This is a genomic window from Aquabacterium parvum (genome assembly GCF_001447195.1).
GTDB classification, from domain to species: Bacteria; Pseudomonadota; Gammaproteobacteria; order Burkholderiales; family Burkholderiaceae_C; genus Aquabacterium; species Aquabacterium parvum.
On the sequence record NZ_LFRI01000144.1, the window covers coordinates 99,539 to 118,713 of the forward strand.

At 67.4% G+C, this 19,175-nt stretch carries 21 protein-coding genes; 4 read left to right on the forward strand and 17 right to left on the reverse strand.

Features of this window, described 5'->3' with window-relative positions; genetic code table 11:
• Positions 1–12: 12 nt before the first annotated feature.
• The 7 genes from ABG80_RS05075 to ABG80_RS05105 form a co-directional block, all read right to left on the reverse strand.
• Entirely contained in the window at positions 13–1,566 is a 1,554-nt protein-coding gene (locus ABG80_RS05075) for a zinc-ribbon and DUF3426 domain-containing protein (protein WP_058086669.1), read from the reverse strand.
• A 50-nt stretch (positions 1,567–1,616) separates the two neighbouring features.
• Positions 1,617–2,558 carry a 50S ribosomal protein L11 methyltransferase gene (gene prmA, locus ABG80_RS05080; RefSeq protein WP_058086670.1) on the reverse strand — a complete coding sequence of 314 codons (942 nt, stop codon included), beginning with the start codon at positions 2,556–2,558 and terminating at the stop codon, positions 1,617–1,619.
• 21 nt (positions 2,559–2,579) lie between these two features.
• Positions 2,580–3,929, reverse strand: coding sequence for an acetyl-CoA carboxylase biotin carboxylase subunit (accC, locus tag ABG80_RS05085; RefSeq protein WP_058086671.1), 1,350 nt, complete (start codon positions 3,927–3,929; stop codon positions 2,580–2,582).
• Between the two features lie 15 nt (positions 3,930–3,944).
• Positions 3,945–4,403 (reverse strand): acetyl-CoA carboxylase biotin carboxyl carrier protein, encoded by a 459-nt coding sequence (accB, locus tag ABG80_RS05090; RefSeq protein ID WP_058086672.1) that lies wholly within the window; start codon positions 4,401–4,403, stop codon positions 3,945–3,947.
• 76 nt (positions 4,404–4,479) lie between these two features.
• A complete protein-coding gene (aroQ, locus tag ABG80_RS05095) occupies positions 4,480–4,947 on the reverse strand; it encodes a type II 3-dehydroquinate dehydratase (protein ID WP_058086673.1) in 468 nt (155 codons plus the stop codon).
• 143 nt (positions 4,948–5,090) lie between these two features.
• Positions 5,091–5,756 (reverse strand): TlpA family protein disulfide reductase, encoded by a 666-nt coding sequence (locus tag ABG80_RS05100; RefSeq protein ID WP_083505826.1) that lies wholly within the window; start codon positions 5,754–5,756, stop codon positions 5,091–5,093.
• Between the two features lie 14 nt (positions 5,757–5,770).
• A complete protein-coding gene (locus ABG80_RS05105; protein WP_058086674.1) occupies positions 5,771–6,358 on the reverse strand; it encodes a hypothetical protein in 588 nt (195 codons plus the stop codon).
• A gap of 232 nt (positions 6,359–6,590) precedes the next feature.
• Between ABG80_RS05105 and ABG80_RS05110 the strand changes: the two genes are divergently transcribed.
• Both ABG80_RS05110 and ABG80_RS05115 read left to right on the forward strand, forming a co-directional pair.
• Positions 6,591–8,285, forward strand: coding sequence for a pectin acetylesterase-family hydrolase (locus ABG80_RS05110; protein WP_083505827.1), 1,695 nt, complete (start codon positions 6,591–6,593; stop codon positions 8,283–8,285).
• Between the two features lie 69 nt (positions 8,286–8,354).
• Complete coding sequence (locus tag ABG80_RS05115) at positions 8,355–9,056, forward strand: hypothetical protein (protein WP_152987468.1); 702 nt, start codon at positions 8,355–8,357, stop codon at positions 9,054–9,056.
• A 60-nt stretch (positions 9,057–9,116) separates the two neighbouring features.
• On the opposite strand, the gene ABG80_RS05120 is transcribed toward ABG80_RS05115, so the two are convergent.
• A complete protein-coding gene (locus tag ABG80_RS05120) occupies positions 9,117–11,348 on the reverse strand; it encodes a molybdopterin-dependent oxidoreductase (protein ID WP_058086677.1) in 2,232 nt (743 codons plus the stop codon).
• Positions 11,349–11,480: 132 nt separating this feature from the next.
• Between ABG80_RS05120 and ABG80_RS05125 the strand changes: the two genes are divergently transcribed.
• Positions 11,481–11,678 carry a DUF2798 domain-containing protein gene (locus ABG80_RS05125; protein ID WP_200964256.1) on the forward strand — a complete coding sequence of 66 codons (198 nt, stop codon included), beginning with the start codon at positions 11,481–11,483 and terminating at the stop codon, positions 11,676–11,678.
• Here ABG80_RS05125 and ABG80_RS05130 read toward each other — a convergent pair.
• The 5 genes from ABG80_RS05130 to ABG80_RS05145 form a co-directional block, all read right to left on the reverse strand.
• Positions 11,638–12,114: a hypothetical protein gene (locus ABG80_RS05130; protein WP_058086679.1), complete on the reverse strand. Its 477-nt coding sequence runs from the start codon at positions 12,112–12,114 to the stop codon at positions 11,638–11,640. The genes ABG80_RS05125 and ABG80_RS05130 overlap by 41 nt on opposite strands.
• Positions 12,111–12,521, reverse strand: coding sequence for a hypothetical protein (locus tag ABG80_RS05135; RefSeq protein WP_058086680.1), 411 nt, complete (start codon positions 12,519–12,521; stop codon positions 12,111–12,113). Before ABG80_RS05135 ends, ABG80_RS05130 begins: the two co-directional genes overlap by 4 nt.
• Positions 12,522–12,558: 37 nt before the next feature.
• On the reverse strand, positions 12,559–12,972 hold the full coding sequence (locus tag ABG80_RS05140; protein WP_058086681.1) for a hypothetical protein: 414 nt from the start codon (positions 12,970–12,972) through the stop codon (positions 12,559–12,561).
• 31 nt (positions 12,973–13,003) lie between these two features.
• Positions 13,004–13,165, reverse strand: coding sequence for a DUF1328 domain-containing protein (locus ABG80_RS21230; RefSeq protein ID WP_083505828.1), 162 nt, complete (start codon positions 13,163–13,165; stop codon positions 13,004–13,006).
• 143 nt (positions 13,166–13,308) lie between these two features.
• Positions 13,309–14,688, reverse strand: a complete 1,380-nt coding sequence (locus ABG80_RS05145; RefSeq protein ID WP_058086682.1) for a CHASE3 domain-containing protein — start codon at positions 14,686–14,688, stop codon at positions 13,309–13,311.
• Between the two features lie 61 nt (positions 14,689–14,749).
• Here ABG80_RS05145 and ABG80_RS05150 point away from each other — a divergent pair, with 61 nt between their 5' ends.
• Positions 14,750–15,382: a response regulator gene (locus tag ABG80_RS05150; RefSeq protein ID WP_058086683.1), complete on the forward strand. Its 633-nt coding sequence runs from the start codon at positions 14,750–14,752 to the stop codon at positions 15,380–15,382.
• Positions 15,383–15,403: 21 nt separating this feature from the next.
• On the opposite strand, the gene ABG80_RS05155 is transcribed toward ABG80_RS05150, so the two are convergent.
• From ABG80_RS05155 to lysS, 4 genes are all read right to left on the reverse strand, one after another.
• Positions 15,404–15,805 carry a response regulator gene (locus ABG80_RS05155; RefSeq protein ID WP_058086684.1) on the reverse strand — a complete coding sequence of 134 codons (402 nt, stop codon included), beginning with the start codon at positions 15,803–15,805 and terminating at the stop codon, positions 15,404–15,406.
• Between the two features lie 112 nt (positions 15,806–15,917).
• Positions 15,918–16,235 carry a BON domain-containing protein gene (locus ABG80_RS05160; protein WP_058086685.1) on the reverse strand — a complete coding sequence of 106 codons (318 nt, stop codon included), beginning with the start codon at positions 16,233–16,235 and terminating at the stop codon, positions 15,918–15,920.
• 156 nt (positions 16,236–16,391) lie between these two features.
• Positions 16,392–17,588, reverse strand: coding sequence for an acyltransferase family protein (locus tag ABG80_RS05165; protein WP_058086686.1), 1,197 nt, complete (start codon positions 17,586–17,588; stop codon positions 16,392–16,394).
• A complete protein-coding gene (gene lysS, locus ABG80_RS05170; RefSeq protein ID WP_058086687.1) occupies positions 17,585–19,123 on the reverse strand; it encodes a lysine--tRNA ligase in 1,539 nt (512 codons plus the stop codon). The genes ABG80_RS05165 and lysS overlap by 4 nt, the downstream gene beginning before the upstream one ends.
• Positions 19,124–19,175: the final 52 nt, after the last annotated feature.

Below are 19,175 nucleotides of genomic sequence, written 5' to 3' on the forward strand. Positions count from 1 at the left end.
AGCGATGGACGCTCAGGGGTAGAAAAGTTCGGCGGTGTAGCCGGCTGGGGCCAGGTCATTGAGGCGCAGCGACCATTGCAGGACGGTGCTCTCGCCAGCCGGAACGGCCTCGGGCACGGACAACAGCGGCATGCCTTCTCCCTTGGCGATCTGGGCGTCGGTGGGTGCAAAGGCCCGGCGGGCGATCACGGCGCCACGGTCGTCGGTGAGGGTCAGGTCGATGTGGGGCCAGGCCAGCTCCACGGTGGCGCGGTTGTTCACGGCCACGGTCAGGCGGTAGCGGTCAGGGCCTTCGGAGGCGGTGCGCACCAGCGTGGCGTTGTCCACCTGCAGGGCGTCCAGCCGCATGGGTGGCCGGATCTGGCAGCCGACCTGCGCGCACCAGGCGTTGAGCAAAGGGCGGCTCGATGGGTGGTGTGCGGCCACCCAGTCTCGGAAATGGTGGCCCAGCTGAACGGTCAGGCCGAGCACCAGCAACAGCGCGATCAGGCCCATCGTGGCCTGCACCCAGGGCAAGCGCCAGAACGCCTGGCGCTGGGCTTTGCGCACGAATTCGGGGGCCTGCGAAGCGGGGTCGCGCCCGCGCGTGCCAGAGCGGCCTTTGCGCTGGCTTGGGGGCTGCACGGGCTGCTCGGGCACGTAACCCGGGTCGGACTGACGCAGCAGGGAGGCCTCTGCGCCCAGCTCGGCTGTGGTGGCGGACGCCAGGCCGGCCTTGGGGGCGTCGGCGGACGCATCGGCCGCACCTTGAGGCTGGGGCTGCTGCAGCGGCTCTGGTCGCGCCAGGGCTGCCGCCGGCAAGGAGGACATCGGCGGTGGCTCGGTCAGGGGGGCCGGCACGCTGTCCTGGTAGCGCGCCCACTCGTCCTCGGCATCCAGGTCGCTGGGGAACTGGGCATCGGCGAACTCGGGGCCACGTTCGCGGCGGCGCACTTGCCGGGTGTCCGAGGGCAGCAGGTAGCGCGATTCGAGGGCGTCGGCCTCGTCGGTGCTCGGCACGTCCTCGGGCGGATCCTCCAGCCAGGGGCGGGGCTCGTCAGCGATGCGCAGGCGGTCGTTGCCGGCGGGCGAAGGCTGGTCAGACAGGTCGACCGAGGTGTCGAGGTCGAAATCGGTGGCTGCCGGGAGCGCAGCCGGTGCTGGGGCCGCCGCAGCGCCGAAGGACAGGTCGGCCGAGGTCAGCGACGTGTGGGCACTGATGGGCGTGGGGGCTGGCGGCGATGGTGCGCGCAGCGGCGCCGGCGGGCGGTCCAGTCCGGCGGGTTGCGTGCGGCTCCAGCCCGATGGGGCCATGGGTGCGGCAGGCGGCGGCGTCGATGGCCGCACGGGTGGCGGTGTGGTCGCCGGCGGCTGCGCGGGTGGGGCAGCGGGCTGCGTGGCCTGGTGCCCCGGTGGCGGCACTTGCCTTGGCGGTGGCGCTTCGGTGTCGAGGTCGAACAGCGCCGGCAGGGCGTTGAAGACCTCGTGGCAGCGGCCACAACGCACCCAGCCTTCGGAGACCTTCAATTGGTCTTGCACGACCTTGAAGATCGTGCCGCAGTGGGTGCAACGGGTGGCCAGGCTCATAGCCCGCCTTTATGCCATTTTTTCAAGGGAAAACCGGCCTGGGTGCGTGTTCATCCCACCCGCTTTTGGGCGGTCATCAGGATCCAGCCCTCTTCCTCGTTGGCGACCTGCAACTGCAGGCCCACTTCGGCGTAGGCGTCTTTGAGCTCTTGCTCCTGGCGAGCCAGGATGCCCGCGAGCACGAGGTGGCCACCTGCTGCGACGTGGCTCGACAGCAGCGGCGAGAGCATCCGCAAGGGCGTGGCCAGGATGTTGGCCAGCACCAGCGGGTAGTTGCCTCGGGCCTCGCCCACCAGGTCAGGCAGGCCGGCGCGCACGGGCAGGCTGCCGTCGGCCGCTTTGAGGTGGGTCAGGTTGGCTTCGGCGTTGAGCACGGTGGCCTCCACGGCGGCAGGGTCAATGTCGACCGCGTCGATCAGGCCCGAGCCGAACAGCGCTGCGCCAATGGCCAGGATGCCCGAGCCGCAGCCGTAGTCCAGCACGCGCTGGCCGGCGAAGGCGGGGGCGTTCTGCGCGATCCACTTCAGGCACATGCGCGTGGTCGGGTGCGTGCCGGTGCCAAAGGCCAGGCCCGGGTCCAGGCGCATGACGGTTTTGGCTGCGGCGGGCACCTCGTGCCAGGTCGGCACGATGAAGAAGCTGTCGGTGATGGGCACAGGCTGGAACTGCGACTGCGTCAGCCGCACCCAGTCTTGTTCGTCCACGGGCTGGATGCCCTGAACGTGGATGTCCTCGGCCCAGTCCTGCGCCAGGATCAGCGTGGCGGCTTCGAGCGCCTCCGACTCGGTGGCGAACAGGCTCTTGATGGTCGAGCGCTGCCAGGCTTCGCGCGGCACCGGCATGCCCGGCTCACCCCACAGGGCTTCTTCGTGCTCCGTGTCGGCATCGGCGTCTTCGACGGACACGGACAGGGCCTCGATCTCCATGAGCGCGTCGCTCAGGTTCTCGACTTCGGCTTCTTGGGCCAGCAGGGTGAGTTCGTAAAGGGGCATGTCAGGTGTCGCCTTGGGGCTTCAGCGCTTGCGCGCCGCCATCCAGCTCTCGAGGTAGTGGATGTCGGTGCCGCCTTCGACGAACTTGGCGTCCACCATCAGCTCGCGGTGCAGCGGGATGTTGGTCTGGATGCCTTCGACGACGGTCTCGGACAGGGCGGTGCGCATGCGGGCCAGGGCCTGCTCGCGCGTGTCGCCGTGCACGATGATCTTGCCGATCATGGAGTCGTAGTTGGGCGGCACGAAGTAGTTGGTGTAGATGTGCGAGTCCACGCGCACGCCAGGTCCACCGGGGGCGTGCCAGGTCGTGATGCGGCCCGGCGAGGGGATGAACTTGACCGGGTCTTCGGCGTTGATGCGGCACTCGATGGAATGGCCGCGCATCTCGATCTGGCGTTGCGTGAAGGGCAGCTTTTCGCCAGCGGCCACGCGGATCTGCATCTGCACGATGTCGATGCCGCTGACCAGCTCGGTGACCGGGTGTTCGACCTGCACGCGCGTGTTCATCTCGATGAAGTAGAACTCGCCGTTTTCATAGAGGAACTCGAAGGTGCCTGCGCCGCGGTAGCCGATCTTCTTGCAGGCGGCCGAGCAGCGCTCACCCACCTTCTCGATCAGGCGGCGGGGGATGCCGGGTGCCGGCGCTTCTTCGATGATTTTCTGGTGGCGGCGCTGCATGGAGCAGTCGCGCTCGCCCAGCCAGACCGCGTTCTTGTGCTGGTCGGCCAGCACCTGGATCTCGATGTGGCGCGGGTGCTCCAGGAATTTTTCCATGTAGACCTGCGGGTTGCCGAAGGCGGCGCCTGCTTCGCTCTTGGTTGTCTGCACGGCGTGGATCAGCGCGGCCTCGGTGTGCACGACGCGCATGCCGCGACCACCGCCACCGCCCGCGGCCTTGATGATGACCGGGTAACCAACGCTGCGGGCGATCTTGATGATTTCTTTCGGGTCGTCGGGCAGGGCGCCTTCGGAGCCGGGCACGCAGGGCACGCCGGAGCGGATCATGGCCTGCTTGGCCGAGACCTTGTCGCCCATGATGCGGATGGACTCGGGCGTGGGACCAATGAAGGTGAAGCCCGATTGCTCGACGCGCTCAGCGAAGTCGGCGTTCTCGGAGAGGAAACCGTAGCCGGGGTGGATGGCCTCGGCGTCGGTGACTTCGGCTGCCGAGATGATGGCCGGCATGTGCAGGTAGCTCTGCGCCGAGGGGGCTGGGCCGATGCACACGGCCTCGTCGGCGAGCTTGACGTACTTGGCGTCGCGGTCGGCCTCGGAGTAGACGACCACCGACTGGATGCCCATCTCGCGGCAAGCGCGCTGGATGCGCAGGGCGATCTCGCCTCGGTTGGCGATGAGGATTTTCTTGAACATGGCGAAGCCCTCGCCTTATTCGATGACGAACAGGGGCTGGCCGTACTCGACGGGCTGGCCGTTGTCGACCAGGATCTTGGTGATGGTGCCGTCCTGGTCTGCTTCGATCTCGTTCATGATCTTCATGGCTTCGATGATGCAGACGGCCTGGCCGGCCTTGACTTGGTCGCCGACTTCGGCAAATGCCTTGGCGCCAGGGCTGGAGGCGCGGTAGAAGGTGCCGACCATGGGCGACTTGACCACGTGACCTGTCTCGGCCGGGGCTTCGGCTGCGGCAGGTGCGGCGGCCGCTGCGGGGGCGGCGGCGGCTGCGGGCGCGACCATGGCGGGCGCGGCGGCCACGGTCTGCATGACGACGGGCGCGGCACCGGCCTTGACGATGCGGACTTTGCCGTCGGCTTCGGTGATTTCGAGTTCAGACACGTTCGACTCGGAAACGAGGTCGATCAGGGTCTTGAGTTTGCGCAGGTCCATGGATGTTCTCCAGCGAGGTCGGCGAGCGGGTGGCGCTCGGGGTGAGCGGCAGGTGGGGCGTTCCGGGTGGGAAAGCTCAGCTGCCGGATGCAGGGGCCGTCGGCGGCGGTGCGCCGAGGCGATCGAGGGCGGCTTCCAGCGCGAGTCGGTAGCCCGCCGCACCCAAGCCCAGGATCACGCCTTCGGCGAGGTCCGAGAAATAGGAGTGGTGGCGGAAGGCTTCGCGCCGGTGGATGTTCGAGAGGTGCACCTCGATGAAGGGCAGCGCCACGCCGGCAAAGGCGTCGCGCAGGGCCACGCTGGTGTGCGTGAACCCGCCCGGGTTGATGATCACGAAGGAGGTGCCGTCCGTGCGGGCGGCCTGGACCCGGTCAATCAGGGCGCCTTCGTGGTTGCTCTGGAATGCCGTCAGGGCCGCGCCGCGGCGGGCGGCGTGGGCGCTCAGATCCGAATTGATCTGCTCCAGCGTGGTGGACCCATAGACCTGCGGTTCACGGGTGCCCAGCAGGTTCAGGTTCGGGCCATGGAGGACGAGGATGTGCATGCGTCACCGGGTGGGCCAGGGCGCCTCACCTGACAACGAGGCACGCAAGATCACCCGAGAAAATGAACGTAGCTGGATTTTACTTGCAATAGCCCGAAATTCTCGGTTTTTTGCCGGAAATGTTTCGGGTTGATCCGGACGCCTCAGGCGGGGGCCATGGCGCGGGCCCAGGTGGCCAGCTCGTCGAAGTGGGTGGCGCCCATCTTGCGGTGGCGGATGCGGCCCTGGGCGTCGATCAACACGGTGAAGGGCAAACCGCCTGCCGTGTTGCCCAGGGTCTGGGCCAGCTCGGTGCCGCCGAAGCCGGCCAGCGCGACCCCGAATCCTACCTGTACTTTGGTCAGGAATTCCTTGACCGGAGTCGGGCCGTCGATCGCCAGGCCCACGACCTGCCAGCCCGCAGGTGAGAACTCGCGGTGAAAGCGGTCGAGCTCGGGCATCTCCTTGACGCAGGGCGGGCACCAGGTCGCCCAGAAGTTCAGCAGCAGAGGCTTGCCTTGCAGGCCGACCCAGTTGAAAGGGGTGCCTTGCGGGGTGTCGAAGTGCACGTCCCAAAAGCCGGCGGGCAGCGGCTCGCCCGTGGCGACGTTGGGGTCTTGGGCCGGCGAGGCGCCTTGGGGCTGGGCGGGCGAAGCCCCGGCCCCAGCCTCGGTGCTGGCGTGGCGCTGCCAGCCCCACCAGGCGCCCGCTCCTGCTGCGGCGAGGCCCGCGGTGCCGAAGAGGGCCACGCGTCGGCTCACGCCCCGCTGGGAGGCAAGCGGACGCTCATGTTCGGCAAACAGGGGGTGTTGGGTCAAACGTTGTGGCATGTTCTGGGGGCGTTTCAGGTGTCGGCCAGCAAACGGCGCAGGGCGGCGAGGTCGCCGCGCTCGGTGCGGCCGCGGGCGTCGGGCTTGAGGGCGCCGCGCAAGTCGTCGGCGTCGAGGATGGTCAGGTGCAGGCCGATGGGCTCGCCCAGGGCTTCGCTGTCCACGGTCAGGCTCAGCCGATCCACCGTGCCGCCGCGCGGACCGGGTGCGCTGGAGACATCGTAGTCCACGCCCTTGCTGAGCAGCTGGATCTCGGCGGACTTGCTGTCGTCACAGTAGAGCTGCAGGTGGATGTCATTGAGGCGGGTGGCGGTGCCGCGCCAGACGGCGCCGCTCAGGTGGGGGCGAAAGTCGGCCAGGCGCTGCATCCAGAGGGCAGCGAGCTCGCGCAGCGCGCGCAACTCGGTGGGTTGGGTGTCGGCGCAAAAGACGCTGAGGTACTCGAACACCGCCTCTTCGAGGGCGTCGTTGCCAGGCAGCTCGGCGCGGGCGCCCAGGCCGAGTTGCTTGATGGCGCGGCGCTTGGCCGGGCCGTACTCCAGGCCCTCTTCGACAACGAGGCGCGCTGCGGTGGCGGCGATTTCCTGGGTGAGCGGGTTCATGGTTGGGCCTGTCGGGTCCGGTGGGGCGACTTGGCTGGCGTCGCGATGTGTCCAAAGGACCCTCGAGGGCGGGTTTCCACGTGTGAAGGGTTTCGCGAAGTGTCAGGCAGCTGACGATTGGAGCGCATTGAAACACAGGGGTTCGATGACTTCCTAGGGAAAACCAAAGCGAGGTCGATCGGGGGTGAATCGTGAGAATTGTTACACCCGCTGTCGCCGACCGAGGAAGCCCATGAACAAGACCCTGCCCCCATCCCGTGCACGCCGCGCGGTGTTTGTCAGCGCGATGCTCGGGACCTGCGTCCTGGCCGCATCGCCGATCGCGCAGGCCGCCGAGGCCAGCGCCACGCCACAGGTCACCGTGACCCAGATCGGCCAGGGCATCGAAGGTGCCGCCTGGGCCTTGGCCAACATCGCTTCGAACACGGCGCAGGCGGCGGCGAGTTTCGCCAAATCCGGCGTGGCGCCCGAGCCGGGTGACTACAACGCCTGGCAGCGCACCTGGAACCTGGTGTCGCCCCCCAAGGCCGATGTGCCGGTCAACCAGACCACCGACCAGCGCTTCGCCTATCCCCTGATTGCCACCCAGGGCGGTGGCACCAAGTCCGGCTACAACCCGCGGGCCTTCTACAAGTGGCAGCAGGTGAACCTGCCGGCTTCCACCGGTGCCCGCTGCGGCAATGGCTCGCCCTACAAGATCTTCGTCAACCTCAGCCCCAACACCCGCAACATCCAGATCTTCATGGAGCCGGGTGGTGTGTGCTTCAACTACGAGCAGTGCGCGGGCAAGACGGCCTGGGGTGCCTTCAACCCCGAGGGCGTGCCCGACAACTACACCAGCCTGTTGTCGTACACGAACGGCAAGCTCAACGTGTCGACCACGGGGGCGCTGGAGTCGCCGATCTACCAGCGCATCCCGCTGACCACGAACCAGCGCCTGAAGATGCAGGACTGGACGACCATCTACATGCCTTATTGCTCGGGCGACGTGCACCTGGGCGACAACACCAAGGTCTACACCAGCGCCGATGGGCAGGCCACGCGCGTGCAGCACTACTCGGGTGTGCAGAACGTGATGGCCACGCTGGGCTGGGCGCGCACCAACCTGCCACGGCCGGCGCAGGTCTTCCTGCATGGCCAGAGCGCGGGCTCGGTGGGCTCGGACGCGCAGAAGGTGGCGGTGCGCACGGTGCTCAACCCCAGCTTCCGTCAATTCAACATGCACGATTCGGGCTCGATGTACCCGGGTGACTGGACGAGCGCATCGCCGCAGGAAATGCCCAGCTCGGTCATGTACAAGCGGGTGGCTTCGGAGCTGTTCAACTTCGACGCGAGCAAGCCCGATGCGCGCACGCCGCTGCTGCTGGTCAAGCAGGCGCTGCCCGAGTTCAACTGGCGTGATTTCTCGAGCGTGCGCACGGCTTATGCCAACAAGTGGCCGCAGGACCGCACCCTGTATGTGCAGAGCATCACCGACCTGAACTTCAGCGGCTTCATGTACCAGGACAACCCGGGCATGTTCGAGGTCTCCGCTGCCGAGAACGGCGGCAAGGCCGGCTCTGCCCGCGCCTTCCTGTCGCAGCAAGGGCGCTTCACCACCGACCTGCACCTGCGCGACCTCGGTCGCATGCTGGCCCAGATCGATGGCATGGGGCCGAACACGGGCTACTTCTCGCCGAGCGGTCGCACGCTCAACGCCTCGCACTGCCTGACGGTCATCAACTACGAGAACACGACCAACCCGGACACCGGTCGCGACGTGGTTTCGGCGTTGCGCAACCTGGTGGACCTGAGTTCGCCGCCGGTGTTGCGCGAGCGTGCTTCGGACCCGTACTGGGGGCTGTACCAGCCGCTGGGCCCGGTCAACCGCTCTTTGCTGTCGCTGCTGATGCCTGACATGTTCACGCCGGTCAGCCAGTCGAACTGAGCGCTTTCTCTCCTGTGTTGTGCTTGCTCCGCGTCCTCCCCGAGGGTGCGGGGCTTTTTTCCTGCTGACATGAACAAACGAGCTGTGGTCGGGGGGCTGTGTCTGCTGGCAGCCCTCCTGGTTGGGGCGATGTGGTGGATGGGGCGCCAGGGTGCTGGTGGTGCGGCGGTGGCAGAGCGCGCCAATGCCGTGGCGGCGCCGTCGCCGTGGTGGGGCGCATCGGGTCCGGCCGCTGGTCTGCCGGGGACGGAGTTGCCCGCATCGGGCGCGCCGGACGCGGCCGAGTTCGCTCGCCTGAGGCAGGCTTACGAGCGCCTGTCGCCCGAAGACCGGGCTGCGGTGGACCAGGCGCGTGCCTACGAAGGTTTCATGGGCCGCATGCAGGCCCTGCTGGGCAGCGGCGGCGCCCGTGTGCTGAGCCAGTCCGAAGCCCTGCAGGTCATGGATGAGGTCGATGCCTTTCAGCGCGAGGACTACTACTCGCTGGCCCATGCGCTGCAGCTGAAGATGGCCATCGCGCGCATGGCCTGGCAGGGCGGAGAGCTCGATGGCAAGCTGGCTGCCATGCAGCAGCAGTTCGAGCGCGAGCACGCGGCGCTGGTGGCGAAGTCGGACCCGAGCAAGGATCCGACCTTCGTGGCCTTCAAGGCCGAGGAGTCCGCGATGATCGCGCAGGCGCGGCGCATGGCCGCCTTCCCGGACGGCCTCACACGTGACCAGTACATCATCCGCGAGAGCGAGAGGATCCGCGCGCGCCACTACCCGGACTGAACCGGCTCGATGCCACTGGGCAGCTTGTCAGCGTGGCAGCTTGGGCGTGCCGGGCCCCCGTCAGGCCGCTTCGATCCAGACCGGCACGGCGCTGAACGCCGCGTTGGCCGAGATGCGATCGGTCTGGCGGTCGTCCGTCAGGTCGTTGATGCTGGCGCCGGCGTGGGCGCTCGCCACCTGCAGCCGCACGCCTTGGCGATCGTGGCCCCAGCCGTGGGGCAGGCTGACCACGCCCGAGCGGATGTCGGGCGTGACGTGCACTGGCACCTGGATGCGGCCGGTGCGCGAGGCCACCGTCACGGTCTGGCCTTCGCTGATCGCGTGGCGCTGGGCATCTTCGGGGTGGATCCACAGCGTGCAGCGGGCCTTGCCCGACACCAGGCGTTCGCTGTTGTGCATCCAGGAGTTGTTGCTGCGCACCTCGCGCCGGCCGATGAGCTTGAGGGTCGGGCGGCCGGTGTCGTTCTCTGGCAGCGGGTTGGTGAAGGGCGCGATCAGTTGCGGCAGCTCGCGGCGGATGGCCGCAGGCATCAGGTCGATGCACTTGCCGCGCGCCTGCAGGGCCTTGCCCAGCGAAGGCTGGAGCGGGCCCAGGTCGATGCCTTCGGGGTGGGCTCGCAGCTTGTCCATCGTCACGCCGCGATTGGCCGCGCCCGATCGATTCAGGCCAATGGCCAGCAGGCGCTGGGGCGACAGGCGTTTCATCAGTGCACGCGAGAAAAGGCCGGTCAGCCGTGCGCGCACACCACCGCACTCGAGCGACCAGGCGCGGCGCGCGTAGCGTTGAGCCAGCTCGCTGTAGATCTCCCAGTCGTGCAGGGCGCCGGGTGCGCGATCGACGATGGCCTCGCTGTAGCGGGCCACGTTGCGCACGGCCAGGTGCAGGAAGACGAGGTCGTAGTGGTCGTGCTCGACGAAGCAGGTCGGCGGCAGGATGATGTCGGCGTGGCGCGTGGTCTCGTTGACGTAGAAGTCGATGGAGACCATGAAGTCGAGTTGCTCGAGCGCTTCGTCGAGCTGGCGGCCGTTGGGCGTGGACAGCACCGGGTTGCCCGCGGCCGTGACCAAGGCCTTGATCTGACCCTTGCCGGGTGTGAGCATCTCTTCGGCCATGACGGAGACAGGCAGCTCGCCGCTGAACTCGGGTGCGCCACGCACGCGGCTGCGCCAGGCGTCAAGGTGACCGGGGCCCATCAACTTCATCTGGATGAGGTTGAGGGCCGGGCTGGTCAGCAGCGCACCGCCTTCGCGGTCGATGTTGCCGGTCAGCAGGTTGATGACCTGGATGGCCCATTGGCAGACCACGCCGTGCGCCTGGGTGGACACGCCCATGCGGCCGTAGGCCACGCCGCCGCCTTGGCTTGAGGCGGCAGCCAGCTCGCGTGCGATGCGGCGGGTGGTGGCCGCGTCGATGCCGGTGTGGGCGGCGGTGGCTTCCGGGCTGAAGGGCGCGACGGCATCCCGCACGGCCTTGACCTGGTCGAGCAGGGGCTCGAGCGCGCCGGGCTGCGTGAGCTCTTCGCCGAACAGGGTGTGGATCAGGCTGAGCAGGAAGGCGGCGTCGCTGCCCGGATCGATGGCCAGGTGCTCGTCGGCGATCGCCGCGGTTTCGGTGCGGCGTGGGTCGACCACCACCAGCTTGCCGCCGCGTGCCTTGAGGGCCTTGAAGCGCGCGCGCACATCGGGCACGGTCATCAGGCTGCCGTTGGAGGCCAGCGGGTTGCCGCCCAGCACCAGCATGTACAGGGTGCGGTCGATGTCGGGGATGGGGATCGCGAGCTGGTGGCCATACAGCCAGTGCGCCACCACGTGGTGTGGCAACTGGTCGGCGGAAGTGGCCGAAAAGCGTGAGCGCGTTTTCAGCTGGCTCAGGAACAGGTGGCCGTGGGTGACGTTGCCCCAGTTGTGCACGTTGGGGTTGCCCTGGTAGACCGCCACGGCGTTGGCGCCGTGTTGCTCGCGCACCGTGGCCAGGCCCTCGACGACCATGTCGAAGGCCTGTTCCCAGCCGATGGGCTCCCAGCGGGTGACGCCACCTTCGACCACGCGGCGCACGGGCTGGCGCAGGCGGTCGGGGTCTTCGTGCAGGTCCTTGAGCGCAACCGCTTTGGGGCAGATGTGACCGCGCGAGAGTGGGTCGGCGTCGTTGCCTTTGACGCTGATGATGCGCGCTTGCGAGCCTTCGCCCTGGACCTGGAAAGTCAGGCCGCAGATGGCTTCGCAAAGGTTGCAAACGCCATGTTTGGTCGTGATGGGTGCGTCGGCAGCCGGCGCGGTGGGGGCATGGGCCATGAGGCGTCCTCGTGGTGGGATGACCCGAGATCATGCCAGCTTGTCCCCGGCTGCGTATCATCCGGGTTCACCCTGATTTCATCTGCGGCCGAGCCCATGCAACTGCAACCCAAACACGTTCAGCCCGTCGTCATGGCCGGCATCATGGCTTTCATCATGACGGCCTTCATCACCTGGCTGAACCTGGGATGGCGGCCGGACTTCCTCAAGCTCTGGGCGCGGGCCTTCGTGATCGCGTGGCCGGTGGCCTCGCTGGCGGCCTTTGTGGCCTCGCCGATCGCGCCCAGGATCACGCAGGCGATCTTGCGGTGGGTGAATTCGGCTCGGTGAGTCCGACGGTGTCGGGGGTTGGGGCTGCTTCGGTGTCTGCCGCTGCCGTGGCCCCGTCGGTGGGGGGCTGAGCAGCCTGTCGGCTCAGCCACTGCAAAAGCAGCGGCGCGGCCATCACCGACGCTTGCGAGGTGAGCCAGGGCAGGGCATGGGCCACGGCCCAGCGGATCAGGCGTTGGCGTTGTGACACCGCCAGGCCGCCTGCCAGCAAACCCGCTGCGACGCTGGCCCAGGGGTGTCGGGCGATCCAGTCGTCGGCCAGGCCCTCGGTGAACACGGTGTCCAGGAGTCCGGTGAGCTCGAGGTCGGAGGGCGCCTGGTTGGCGTGTTCGCCCGACTCATTGAGCCCGCCAGCGCAGCGCAGCACGAGCTGGGTCCGCGTTCGCTCGAGCTGCATCAAAGCTTCGGCGATGCGCGCGTCGGTGAGGGGTGTCATGGTGTCTCCTGCGGCTCGGCTTGGCTGGGCATCAGCCAGGTGGCGTCCAGTTGCCACTGTCGTTGCAGGTGCCGCAGCGGCGCAGGCGATGGGGTGGCACGCAAGGCGAGCACGCAAGCCAGGCAGCTTGCAATACTGAGCGCCGCAGGGGCCGACAGCAGCACCCATTGCAGCGGGCTCCACAGAGGCCCCAGCGCACCGGGCACCAGCGCCCAGGCCATCAGCAACAGTCCGATGAAGCCGATGGCCAGCCCACCGCTCACGAGCGCCCCGACGCTCAGCAGCAACCTCTTTTGCCACCCCTGCAGGGCCAGGGTCAGCTCGGCACTGGCGAGCTGACCGTAGGCGCGCAGGTGTTTCAGCGCGGCCTCAGGGTGACGCAGCGCGGCGTTGAGAAGAGGTGGCATGGCTTTGGCCTGGTGAAGCGGGTGGTGTGCCGCGGGTTCAGCGGCCTGGGTTGCTGCGGCCGCCGCTGGATGCACGGCGGTGGGCCATGTGGCTGGCAATGACCGCGACCGCTGCGCCGGCGGCCACCGCGATGAGCACCGACTTCAGCGGGTCACGTCGGATGCGGTCTGCCGTGTGGTCGGCGGCCAGCCTGGCCTTGTCCATCGCCATGGCGCTGGTGGCTCGGGCGATGTCGCTGCCTCGCTCGCCCAAATGCTTGACGCGGTCGATGGCCAGGTCGACCAGGCCTGGGGCGCGCTCGGCCAGGTGCTGCGCGCCGTTTTGCACCGAGCTCAGGGCCTGATCGGCTGCGTCGTGGGCCTGGTCCAGGGCGTTGCCTGCGGCGTCGGCGATGCGGTCGACCTGGCGGCTGGCGACCCGGCTGATTTCTTGGGCGGTCTGTCGGCTCATGGTGGGCTCCTTTGGGTGGATGGATGGGAGGTCAGCCTCGCAGCAGGTTCATGACGAACGATGCGATGGCCATGACCAGGAACACCACGAACAGGATCTTGCCGATGCTGGCTGCGCCGGACGCGAGGCCTCCGAAGCCGAACACGGCGGCGATCAGGGCGATGACGAAGAAGACGACGGCGTAGTGCAGCATGGCGGGCTCCTGAAGTGATGAGGCCTGGGCGCCAACCGTGTGGTGGGCGTTGGGTTCACTTTAGGAACCGAGGGGGCGCGGGCGTGAAGGCGCGCGGCTTGTTTGCGCGTCGGTCTCGGTGAGGCGTGTGTGTCGGACCAGGCCTACATGGCGCCGGATGCCTGAGCACCGAACGCCTGCGTCGGCTTGGCTTCGCCCGGGTCTGTCGGGATCAGGGGCAGCCTGGCCGTGATGCAGGTGCCATGACCAGGCGCCGAGCTCAGGGAGAGCTCGCCTCCAGAGGCCTCGACGCGAAAGCGCATGCCGCGCAGGCCGTGCCGTCCCAGCCTGGAGGTGTCGGGGTCAAAGCCGATGCCGTTGTCTTCGACGCTGACCACAGCGTGTGCGCCTTGTTCGAGCAGCCGCACGCGCAGGTGGGTGGCCTGGGCGTACTTGAGCGCGTTGGTGATCGCCTCTTGCACCACCCGGTAGACGGTGAGCTGGTCGTCTGCGGAGAGCGAGGTGGCTTGCAGGTCCTGCTCGATGTGCAGGCCGCTGACCTTGCCCGTGTCGTGCAGCAGCGCTTCGAGCGAAGCGGCCAGGCCCAGGGTGCGCAAGGATGACGGGCACAGGTCTTCGATGATGCGGCGCTTGAGCGCGATGCCCTGGTTGAGCGCGTCGGTCAGGTGGGTGACCTTGGGTAGCAACTCGGGCAGGTTCTGCTGGATGCGCGGACGCAGCACGGCCACGTCGAGCTTGGCCGTGGTCAGCAGTGCGCCGAGCTCGTCGTGCAGGTCACGGGCCAGGCGGGCTCGCTCGTCTTCGCGGGCGGTCTGCAGGTGACGAGCGAGGTCGCGCAGGTCGCTGGTGCGGCGTTGCACCTCCTGCTCCAAGCGGTCTTTTTCGTGCAGCAGCGAGGTGCGCTGCGCTTCACGCTCGATCATGAGCTGGCGGCCCTGGCGGATGAGCAGGATGAGGATCAGCAGGCTGAGCACCGTCATCGCGGCGATGCCAATGCGACCCAGCAGCAGCAACTCCTGGATGTCGTCCAGGCCTTGGGTCACCAGGCGATTGCGGTGCGCCATGTTGACGTCGAACTCGTCGCGCATGCGCTGCATGATTTCGCGGCCGATGCCGCTGCGCACCATGTCGATGGCGGCTTCGCGGTTGCCACTGTCATGCCTGCGCAGCACCTCTTGCATTTCGGCGAGCTTTTCGTCGAAGAGCTGATCGAGCTTGAGTTGCCTGCTTGGCAGGCTGGCTTCGCCGCTGGCGTGGTCGAGCGCATGGATCTCCCTGAGTGCCACGCGCACGTCGTTGCTGGCGCGAACGTAGGGCTCCAGGTAGTCTTGCCCACCCACCAGCAGGTAGCCGCGTTTGCCCGCCTCGGCATCGGTGACCCGCTGCATGGCGTAGGCCAGCGTCAGCCGCGCCTTGCCCATCTTGGCCAGCGTGCCGAGTTGCTCGCTCTGGCTTTGGTAAGCCAGCTCCGTGATCAGCAGCATGAAGGCCGCCGCCAGCACCGCCGCAGCGATGCGCCACATGTCCCCATGGGCGCCAAGGAGGAGTCGCAAAAGTCTTGAGTTCATGGCCTAGACTGGACAGATGATCCGAATTGGTTTGGTGGACGACCACATCATCGTGCGTGCGGGGCTCAAGCAATACCTGGGCGAGCAGGTTGACCTGCGTGTCACGGGGGAAGCGGGCAACGGCAAGGAAGCCCTGGAGCTGGCGCGCAGTGGCGAGGTCGATGTGCTGGTGATGGACCTGTCCATGCCCGACGAGGGTGGCGTCGATGCGCTGCTGGCGATCAAGGCCCGATTCCCTGACCTGCCGGTGCTCATCCTCAGCGGCTACCCTGAGCAGCACTATGCCACCCACTTGCTCAAGCAGGGCGCGAGCGGCTACCTCAACAAGGAGTGCGACCCGAGCGAGATCATCAACGCCATCCGCACGGTGTTCAGGGGGCGCAAGTACATCACCGCCGGGGTGGCGGAGATGCTGGCCAGCGGGCTCACGGCTCCCGCTGAAAAGCAGCCCCACGAGTTGCTCTCCGAGCGCGAGTTCCAGGTCTTCTTGCGCCTGGCAAAAGGCGAGACCGTGGGCGCCATGGCCGACAGCCTGGCCTTGAGCGTCAAGACCGTGAGCACCTACCGCACCCGGGTGATGGAAAAGCTCAGCCTGTCCACCAACAGCGACCTGACCTATTACGCGCTCAAGAACGGCTTGATCCAGTGAGTGAGAAGCCACCGCGTGCGTTCAGGCCGCACCGATCGTGCTGGCGAGTTCGCCGCAGTACGCGATGAGGTCTTCCAGCTCACTCGATTTGTCGAAGACCCGGTCCGCATCCAGCGCCAGGCAACGCTGGCGGATGGCGTCGGTGGCGTAGTTGGTGAGCACCACCTTGTGCACGTGCGGGGCGTGGCGCCGCGCGGTGACCAGCACGTTCAGGCCGATGCCCGATTTCAGGAACACGTCCACGATCATCAGGTCACAACCCGACGGGTGGTTGTGGATCCAGGTGGTGGCGCTTTCTTCGTCGGCGGCCGTCCCCACGACCTGAAGCGGCAACACCTGCTCCAGGGTGTCGATCAGGTTGTGCAGGATGATGGGGCTGTCTTCGACGATGAAACAGCGCAGTGGTGGGGGTGTGCTGGGCATGTTACCGATTGAATCGGAAACGCAGGCGCGCGCGTGTAGGACTTGTCCGACACGCGCGCCGTGCGAGCCACCCGATTTCACCGGGTGGCAACTGGGAGGGGTGATCAGGCGATCAACCGCGCACTTCCAGCGAGTTCTTGACGGAGCGCACGCCCTTGACTTGCTGAGCCAGTTCCTGAGCGCGGGTCTTCTCGGCGCTGGACTTGGCAAAACCCGAGAGGATGACCTCGCCGCCCAGTGTCTCGACGCTGATGGCTGTCGCGTCCACGGACTTGTCTTCCACGAACCTGGCCTTGACCTTGGCGGTGATGGTGGCGTCGTCGATGTATTCACCGACCGTTGATTGCTCGCGGGAGACAGCGCAGCCCGGCAGCGAGGTCAGCGATGCGGCAGCGGCCACGGCGGCAATGAGCATTCGGTTGAGTTGCATGTCATTTCTCCTTGATGCCCTGTGGGGCTTGCGTGAAGGGGCTGGCTGCCCCGGTGGAGAAATGGTGCTTGCGCTGCCGTCGGCAACTTGTCGGACTGGCGCGTGTTGCCGTGTAGGACAAGGCCCCGACAAGGCCTGATTTGCTCGCGAGTGGGCTCAGCGTCGGCGCGCGATCAAGCGCCAGCCTGCCAATCGAGCCTTGACGTGGTGGGTGACGGCGTTCGTCATCCCCATGCAGGGGTGCTCGACCAGGTGAAAGGCCGCCCATGCCAGGGCGATGAGCACGGGGGTCAAGGCCGTGAGCCACCCCCAGTGTTGGGCGACCGTGAGCGTTGCGGCCTGATCCGATCCGATCAGGAAATGCACCGAGCCCCACAAGATCAGGCCGTGCAGCAGGTAGATGCCGTAGGCCAGGTCCCCGAGTGCGCGCGAGGTGCGCGAAACCAGGGCGCCGAACAGCGTGTTGCCAGCAGCGACCAGCGTGAAGGCGATGGCGAGCGCCAACATCGGCCGCCACTCGCGGACCTGGTGCGTGGCAAGCAATGCCACGGCCAGCGCAACCCCCGCGCCCACCGACCCCATGCGACTGCGGGCCAGTTGTTGGACCCAGGCTTGCTGGCTGACCCAGGCCGACAGGCCCCCGATGGCGAACGCCCGGAGCATCCACGCGTCCTTGTGGTGGGCCCAGATGGCCCACGCAGCCAGGAATGTCGCTGCCGCCATCCACCAGCGGGCGTCACGCCTGAGCAGCAAGGCCAGGGTGGGCAGCAGCAGGTAGAACATCCACTCCAGCGGCAGCGACCATGTCACACCCGAGGTCATCAGGTTGGTTTGTTCGACGCCGTTGAGATCGGCTGCACCGCCGATGGTGAAGAACAACCAGTGCAGCAAAGCCCGAGCGAGCGCCTGCGGGCTGGTTTGCAAGGTCCAGTCGGTGAGCGCGCCGCACAGGGTCACCACCCCAAGCACTGCGATCAGGTAGAGCGGCGTCAGCCTCATCACACGAGAGACATAAAGCCGTGTCCAGTCGATCGCTTGGCCTCGCTTGTCGAGCAACTTCCCGACGAAGAGGAAGGCGGTGATCATGAAGAACAGCGACACGCTGGCCTGCCCCAACTGGTTGAACAGGTTGGTGGACGGGGCCTCCCATCGCCCGGTTCTCAGGTAGCCGTGCCAGATGACGCCGTGGTGCAGGAACACCGCCAAGGCCAGGTGGCCCCGAAGCCCGTCGATGCTGGCGTTTCGGCCTGGCTGGGCGGGTTCAGGCGTGCGCCACAACTTGCCCAGGACCCAGATGCTGAGCCAGGCCAGCAAGCAGGGCCCGATCACCCAGGCCGGGTGCTGCTCGCTCATTCGCGGCGCAGGGCCGGGAACAGGATGACGTCGCGGATGTTGGGCGCGTCGGTCAGCAGCATCATCAGGCGGTCGATGCCGATGCCGCAGCCGCCGGTCGGGGGCAGGCCGTACTCGAGCGCGCGGATGTAGTCGGCGTCGAAGTACATGGCTTCTTCGTCGCCGGCGTCCTTGGCACTGGCTTGCGCGGCGAAGCGGGCGGCCTGCTCTTCGGGGTCGTTCAGCTCGGAAAAGCCATTGCCGTACTCGCGGCCGGTGATGAACAGCTCGAAGCGCTCGGTGATGCCGGGGTTGGCGTCGGAGGCGCGCGCCAGCGGGCTGACTTCAACGGGGTAGTCGATGATGAAGGTCGGCTGCCAGAGCTTTTCTTCCACCGCCGCTTCGAACAGGCCGAATTGCAGCTCGGCCAGGCTCCAGCGGGCTGGCGGCTCTTCGCCCAGTTGCTTGAGCTTGGCGTGCAGCACGGCGGCGTCATCGGCCTCGGCCGGTGTCAGGCCGGCGTGCTTGACCAGCGAGTCGCGCACCGTCAGGCGCTCGAAGGGAGATTCGAGATCGACGTCCTTGCCGCCGTAAGTGAGCTTGGCCGTGCCGACGGCGGCCATCGCCGCGTGGCGCAGGATGCTCTCGGTGAAGTCCATCAGGTCGCGGTGGTTCCACCAGGCCGCGTAGAACTCCATCATCGTGAACTCGGGGTTGTGCCTGACTGACACGCCCTCGTTGCGGAAGTTGCGGTTGATTTCGAACACGCGCTCGAAGCCGCCGACCACCAGGCGCTTGAGGTAGAGCTCAGGCGCGATGCGCAGGAACATCTCCTGGTCGAGCGCGTTGTGGTGGGTGGTGAAGGGCTTGGCGTTGGCGCCGCCAGGGATGGGGTGCATCATGGGCGTTTCGACTTCCAGGAAGCCGTTGTCGACCATGAAGGCGCGGATGGAGGCGATGGCCTTGCTGCGGGCGATGAAGCGCGAGCGCGAGTGCTCGTCGACGATCAGGTCGACGTAGCGCTGGCGGTACTTCTGCTCCTGGTCGGTCATGCCGTGGAACTTGTCGGGCAACGGGCGCAGGGCCTTGGTCAGCAGGCGGATGCCGGTGACCTTGATGGAGAGCTCGCCCGTCTTGGTCTTGAACAGCGTGCCTTCGGCGCCCAGGATGTCGCCCAGGTCCCAGTGCTTGAAGGCGTTCAGGGTTTCAGCGCCGACGTTGTCGAGCGTGACGTAGACCTGGATGCGGCCGGTGGCGTCCTGCAGGGTGCCAAAGCAGGCCTTGCCCATGACGCGCTTGAGCATCAGGCGACCACCGACGATGGCCTTGACCGCCTGGGCTTCGAGGGCCTCGGGCTCGGTGCCGTCGTGGGCGGCGTGCAGGGCTGCAGCGCGGTCGGCGGGCTTGAAGTCGTTGGGGAAAGCCACGCCCTGGGCCCGGATGGCGGCCAGTTTCTCGCGGCGCTCGGCCACCAGTTTGTTGGTGTCGACCTGAGGCTCGGTGGAAACGGCGTCGGGGTTGGCGCCGGCTTGGGCGGGGTGTTGGGGCGTGGTCATGTGCTGGCTCGGGTGGGGGGCGCTGCCGAAAACCGGTGTCACCGGTCTCGCG

What these genes read in the sequence shown, in the direction of transcription:
- ABG80_RS05165 (WP_058086686.1), bottom strand. Translation starts at nt 17,588, where the DNA reads ATGAGCGAGCAGCACCCGGCCTGGGTGATCGGGCCCTGCTTGCTGGCC.
- ABG80_RS05160 (WP_058086685.1), bottom strand. Translation starts at nt 16,235, where the DNA reads ATGCAACTCAACCGAATGCTCATTGCCGCCGTGGCCGCTGCCGCATCG.
- ABG80_RS21230 (WP_083505828.1), bottom strand. Translation starts at nt 13,165, where the DNA reads ATGCTGCACTACGCCGTCGTCTTCTTCGTCATCGCCCTGATCGCCGCC.
- ABG80_RS05115 (WP_152987468.1), top strand. Translation starts at nt 8,355, where the DNA reads ATGAACAAACGAGCTGTGGTCGGGGGGCTGTGTCTGCTGGCAGCCCTC.
- accC (WP_058086671.1), bottom strand. Translation starts at nt 3,929, where the DNA reads ATGTTCAAGAAAATCCTCATCGCCAACCGAGGCGAGATCGCCCTGCGC.
- ABG80_RS05110 (WP_083505827.1), top strand. Translation starts at nt 6,591, where the DNA reads ATGAACAAGACCCTGCCCCCATCCCGTGCACGCCGCGCGGTGTTTGTC.
- ABG80_RS05135 (WP_058086680.1), bottom strand. Translation starts at nt 12,521, where the DNA reads ATGCCACCTCTTCTCAACGCCGCGCTGCGTCACCCTGAGGCCGCGCTG.
- prmA (WP_058086670.1), bottom strand. Translation starts at nt 2,558, where the DNA reads ATGCCCCTTTACGAACTCACCCTGCTGGCCCAAGAAGCCGAAGTCGAG.
- ABG80_RS05100 (WP_083505826.1), bottom strand. Translation starts at nt 5,756, where the DNA reads ATGCCACAACGTTTGACCCAACACCCCCTGTTTGCCGAACATGAGCGT.
- aroQ (WP_058086673.1), bottom strand. Translation starts at nt 4,947, where the DNA reads ATGCACATCCTCGTCCTCCATGGCCCGAACCTGAACCTGCTGGGCACC.
- ABG80_RS05105 (WP_058086674.1), bottom strand. Translation starts at nt 6,358, where the DNA reads ATGAACCCGCTCACCCAGGAAATCGCCGCCACCGCAGCGCGCCTCGTT.
- ABG80_RS05140 (WP_058086681.1), bottom strand. Translation starts at nt 12,972, where the DNA reads ATGAGCCGACAGACCGCCCAAGAAATCAGCCGGGTCGCCAGCCGCCAG.
- ABG80_RS05120 (WP_058086677.1), bottom strand. Translation starts at nt 11,348, where the DNA reads ATGGCCCATGCCCCCACCGCGCCGGCTGCCGACGCACCCATCACGACC.
- ABG80_RS05145 (WP_058086682.1), bottom strand. Translation starts at nt 14,688, where the DNA reads ATGTGGCGCATCGCTGCGGCGGTGCTGGCGGCGGCCTTCATGCTGCTG.
- lysS (WP_058086687.1), bottom strand. Translation starts at nt 19,123, where the DNA reads ATGACCACGCCCCAACACCCCGCCCAAGCCGGCGCCAACCCCGACGCC.
- ABG80_RS05155 (WP_058086684.1), bottom strand. Translation starts at nt 15,805, where the DNA reads ATGCCCAGCACACCCCCACCACTGCGCTGTTTCATCGTCGAAGACAGC.
- ABG80_RS05075 (WP_058086669.1), bottom strand. Translation starts at nt 1,566, where the DNA reads ATGAGCCTGGCCACCCGTTGCACCCACTGCGGCACGATCTTCAAGGTC.
- ABG80_RS05125 (WP_200964256.1), top strand. Translation starts at nt 11,481, where the DNA reads ATGGCCGGCATCATGGCTTTCATCATGACGGCCTTCATCACCTGGCTG.
- accB (WP_058086672.1), bottom strand. Translation starts at nt 4,403, where the DNA reads ATGGACCTGCGCAAACTCAAGACCCTGATCGACCTCGTTTCCGAGTCG.
- ABG80_RS05150 (WP_058086683.1), top strand. Translation starts at nt 14,750, where the DNA reads ATGATCCGAATTGGTTTGGTGGACGACCACATCATCGTGCGTGCGGGG.
- ABG80_RS05130 (WP_058086679.1), bottom strand. Translation starts at nt 12,114, where the DNA reads ATGACACCCCTCACCGACGCGCGCATCGCCGAAGCTTTGATGCAGCTC.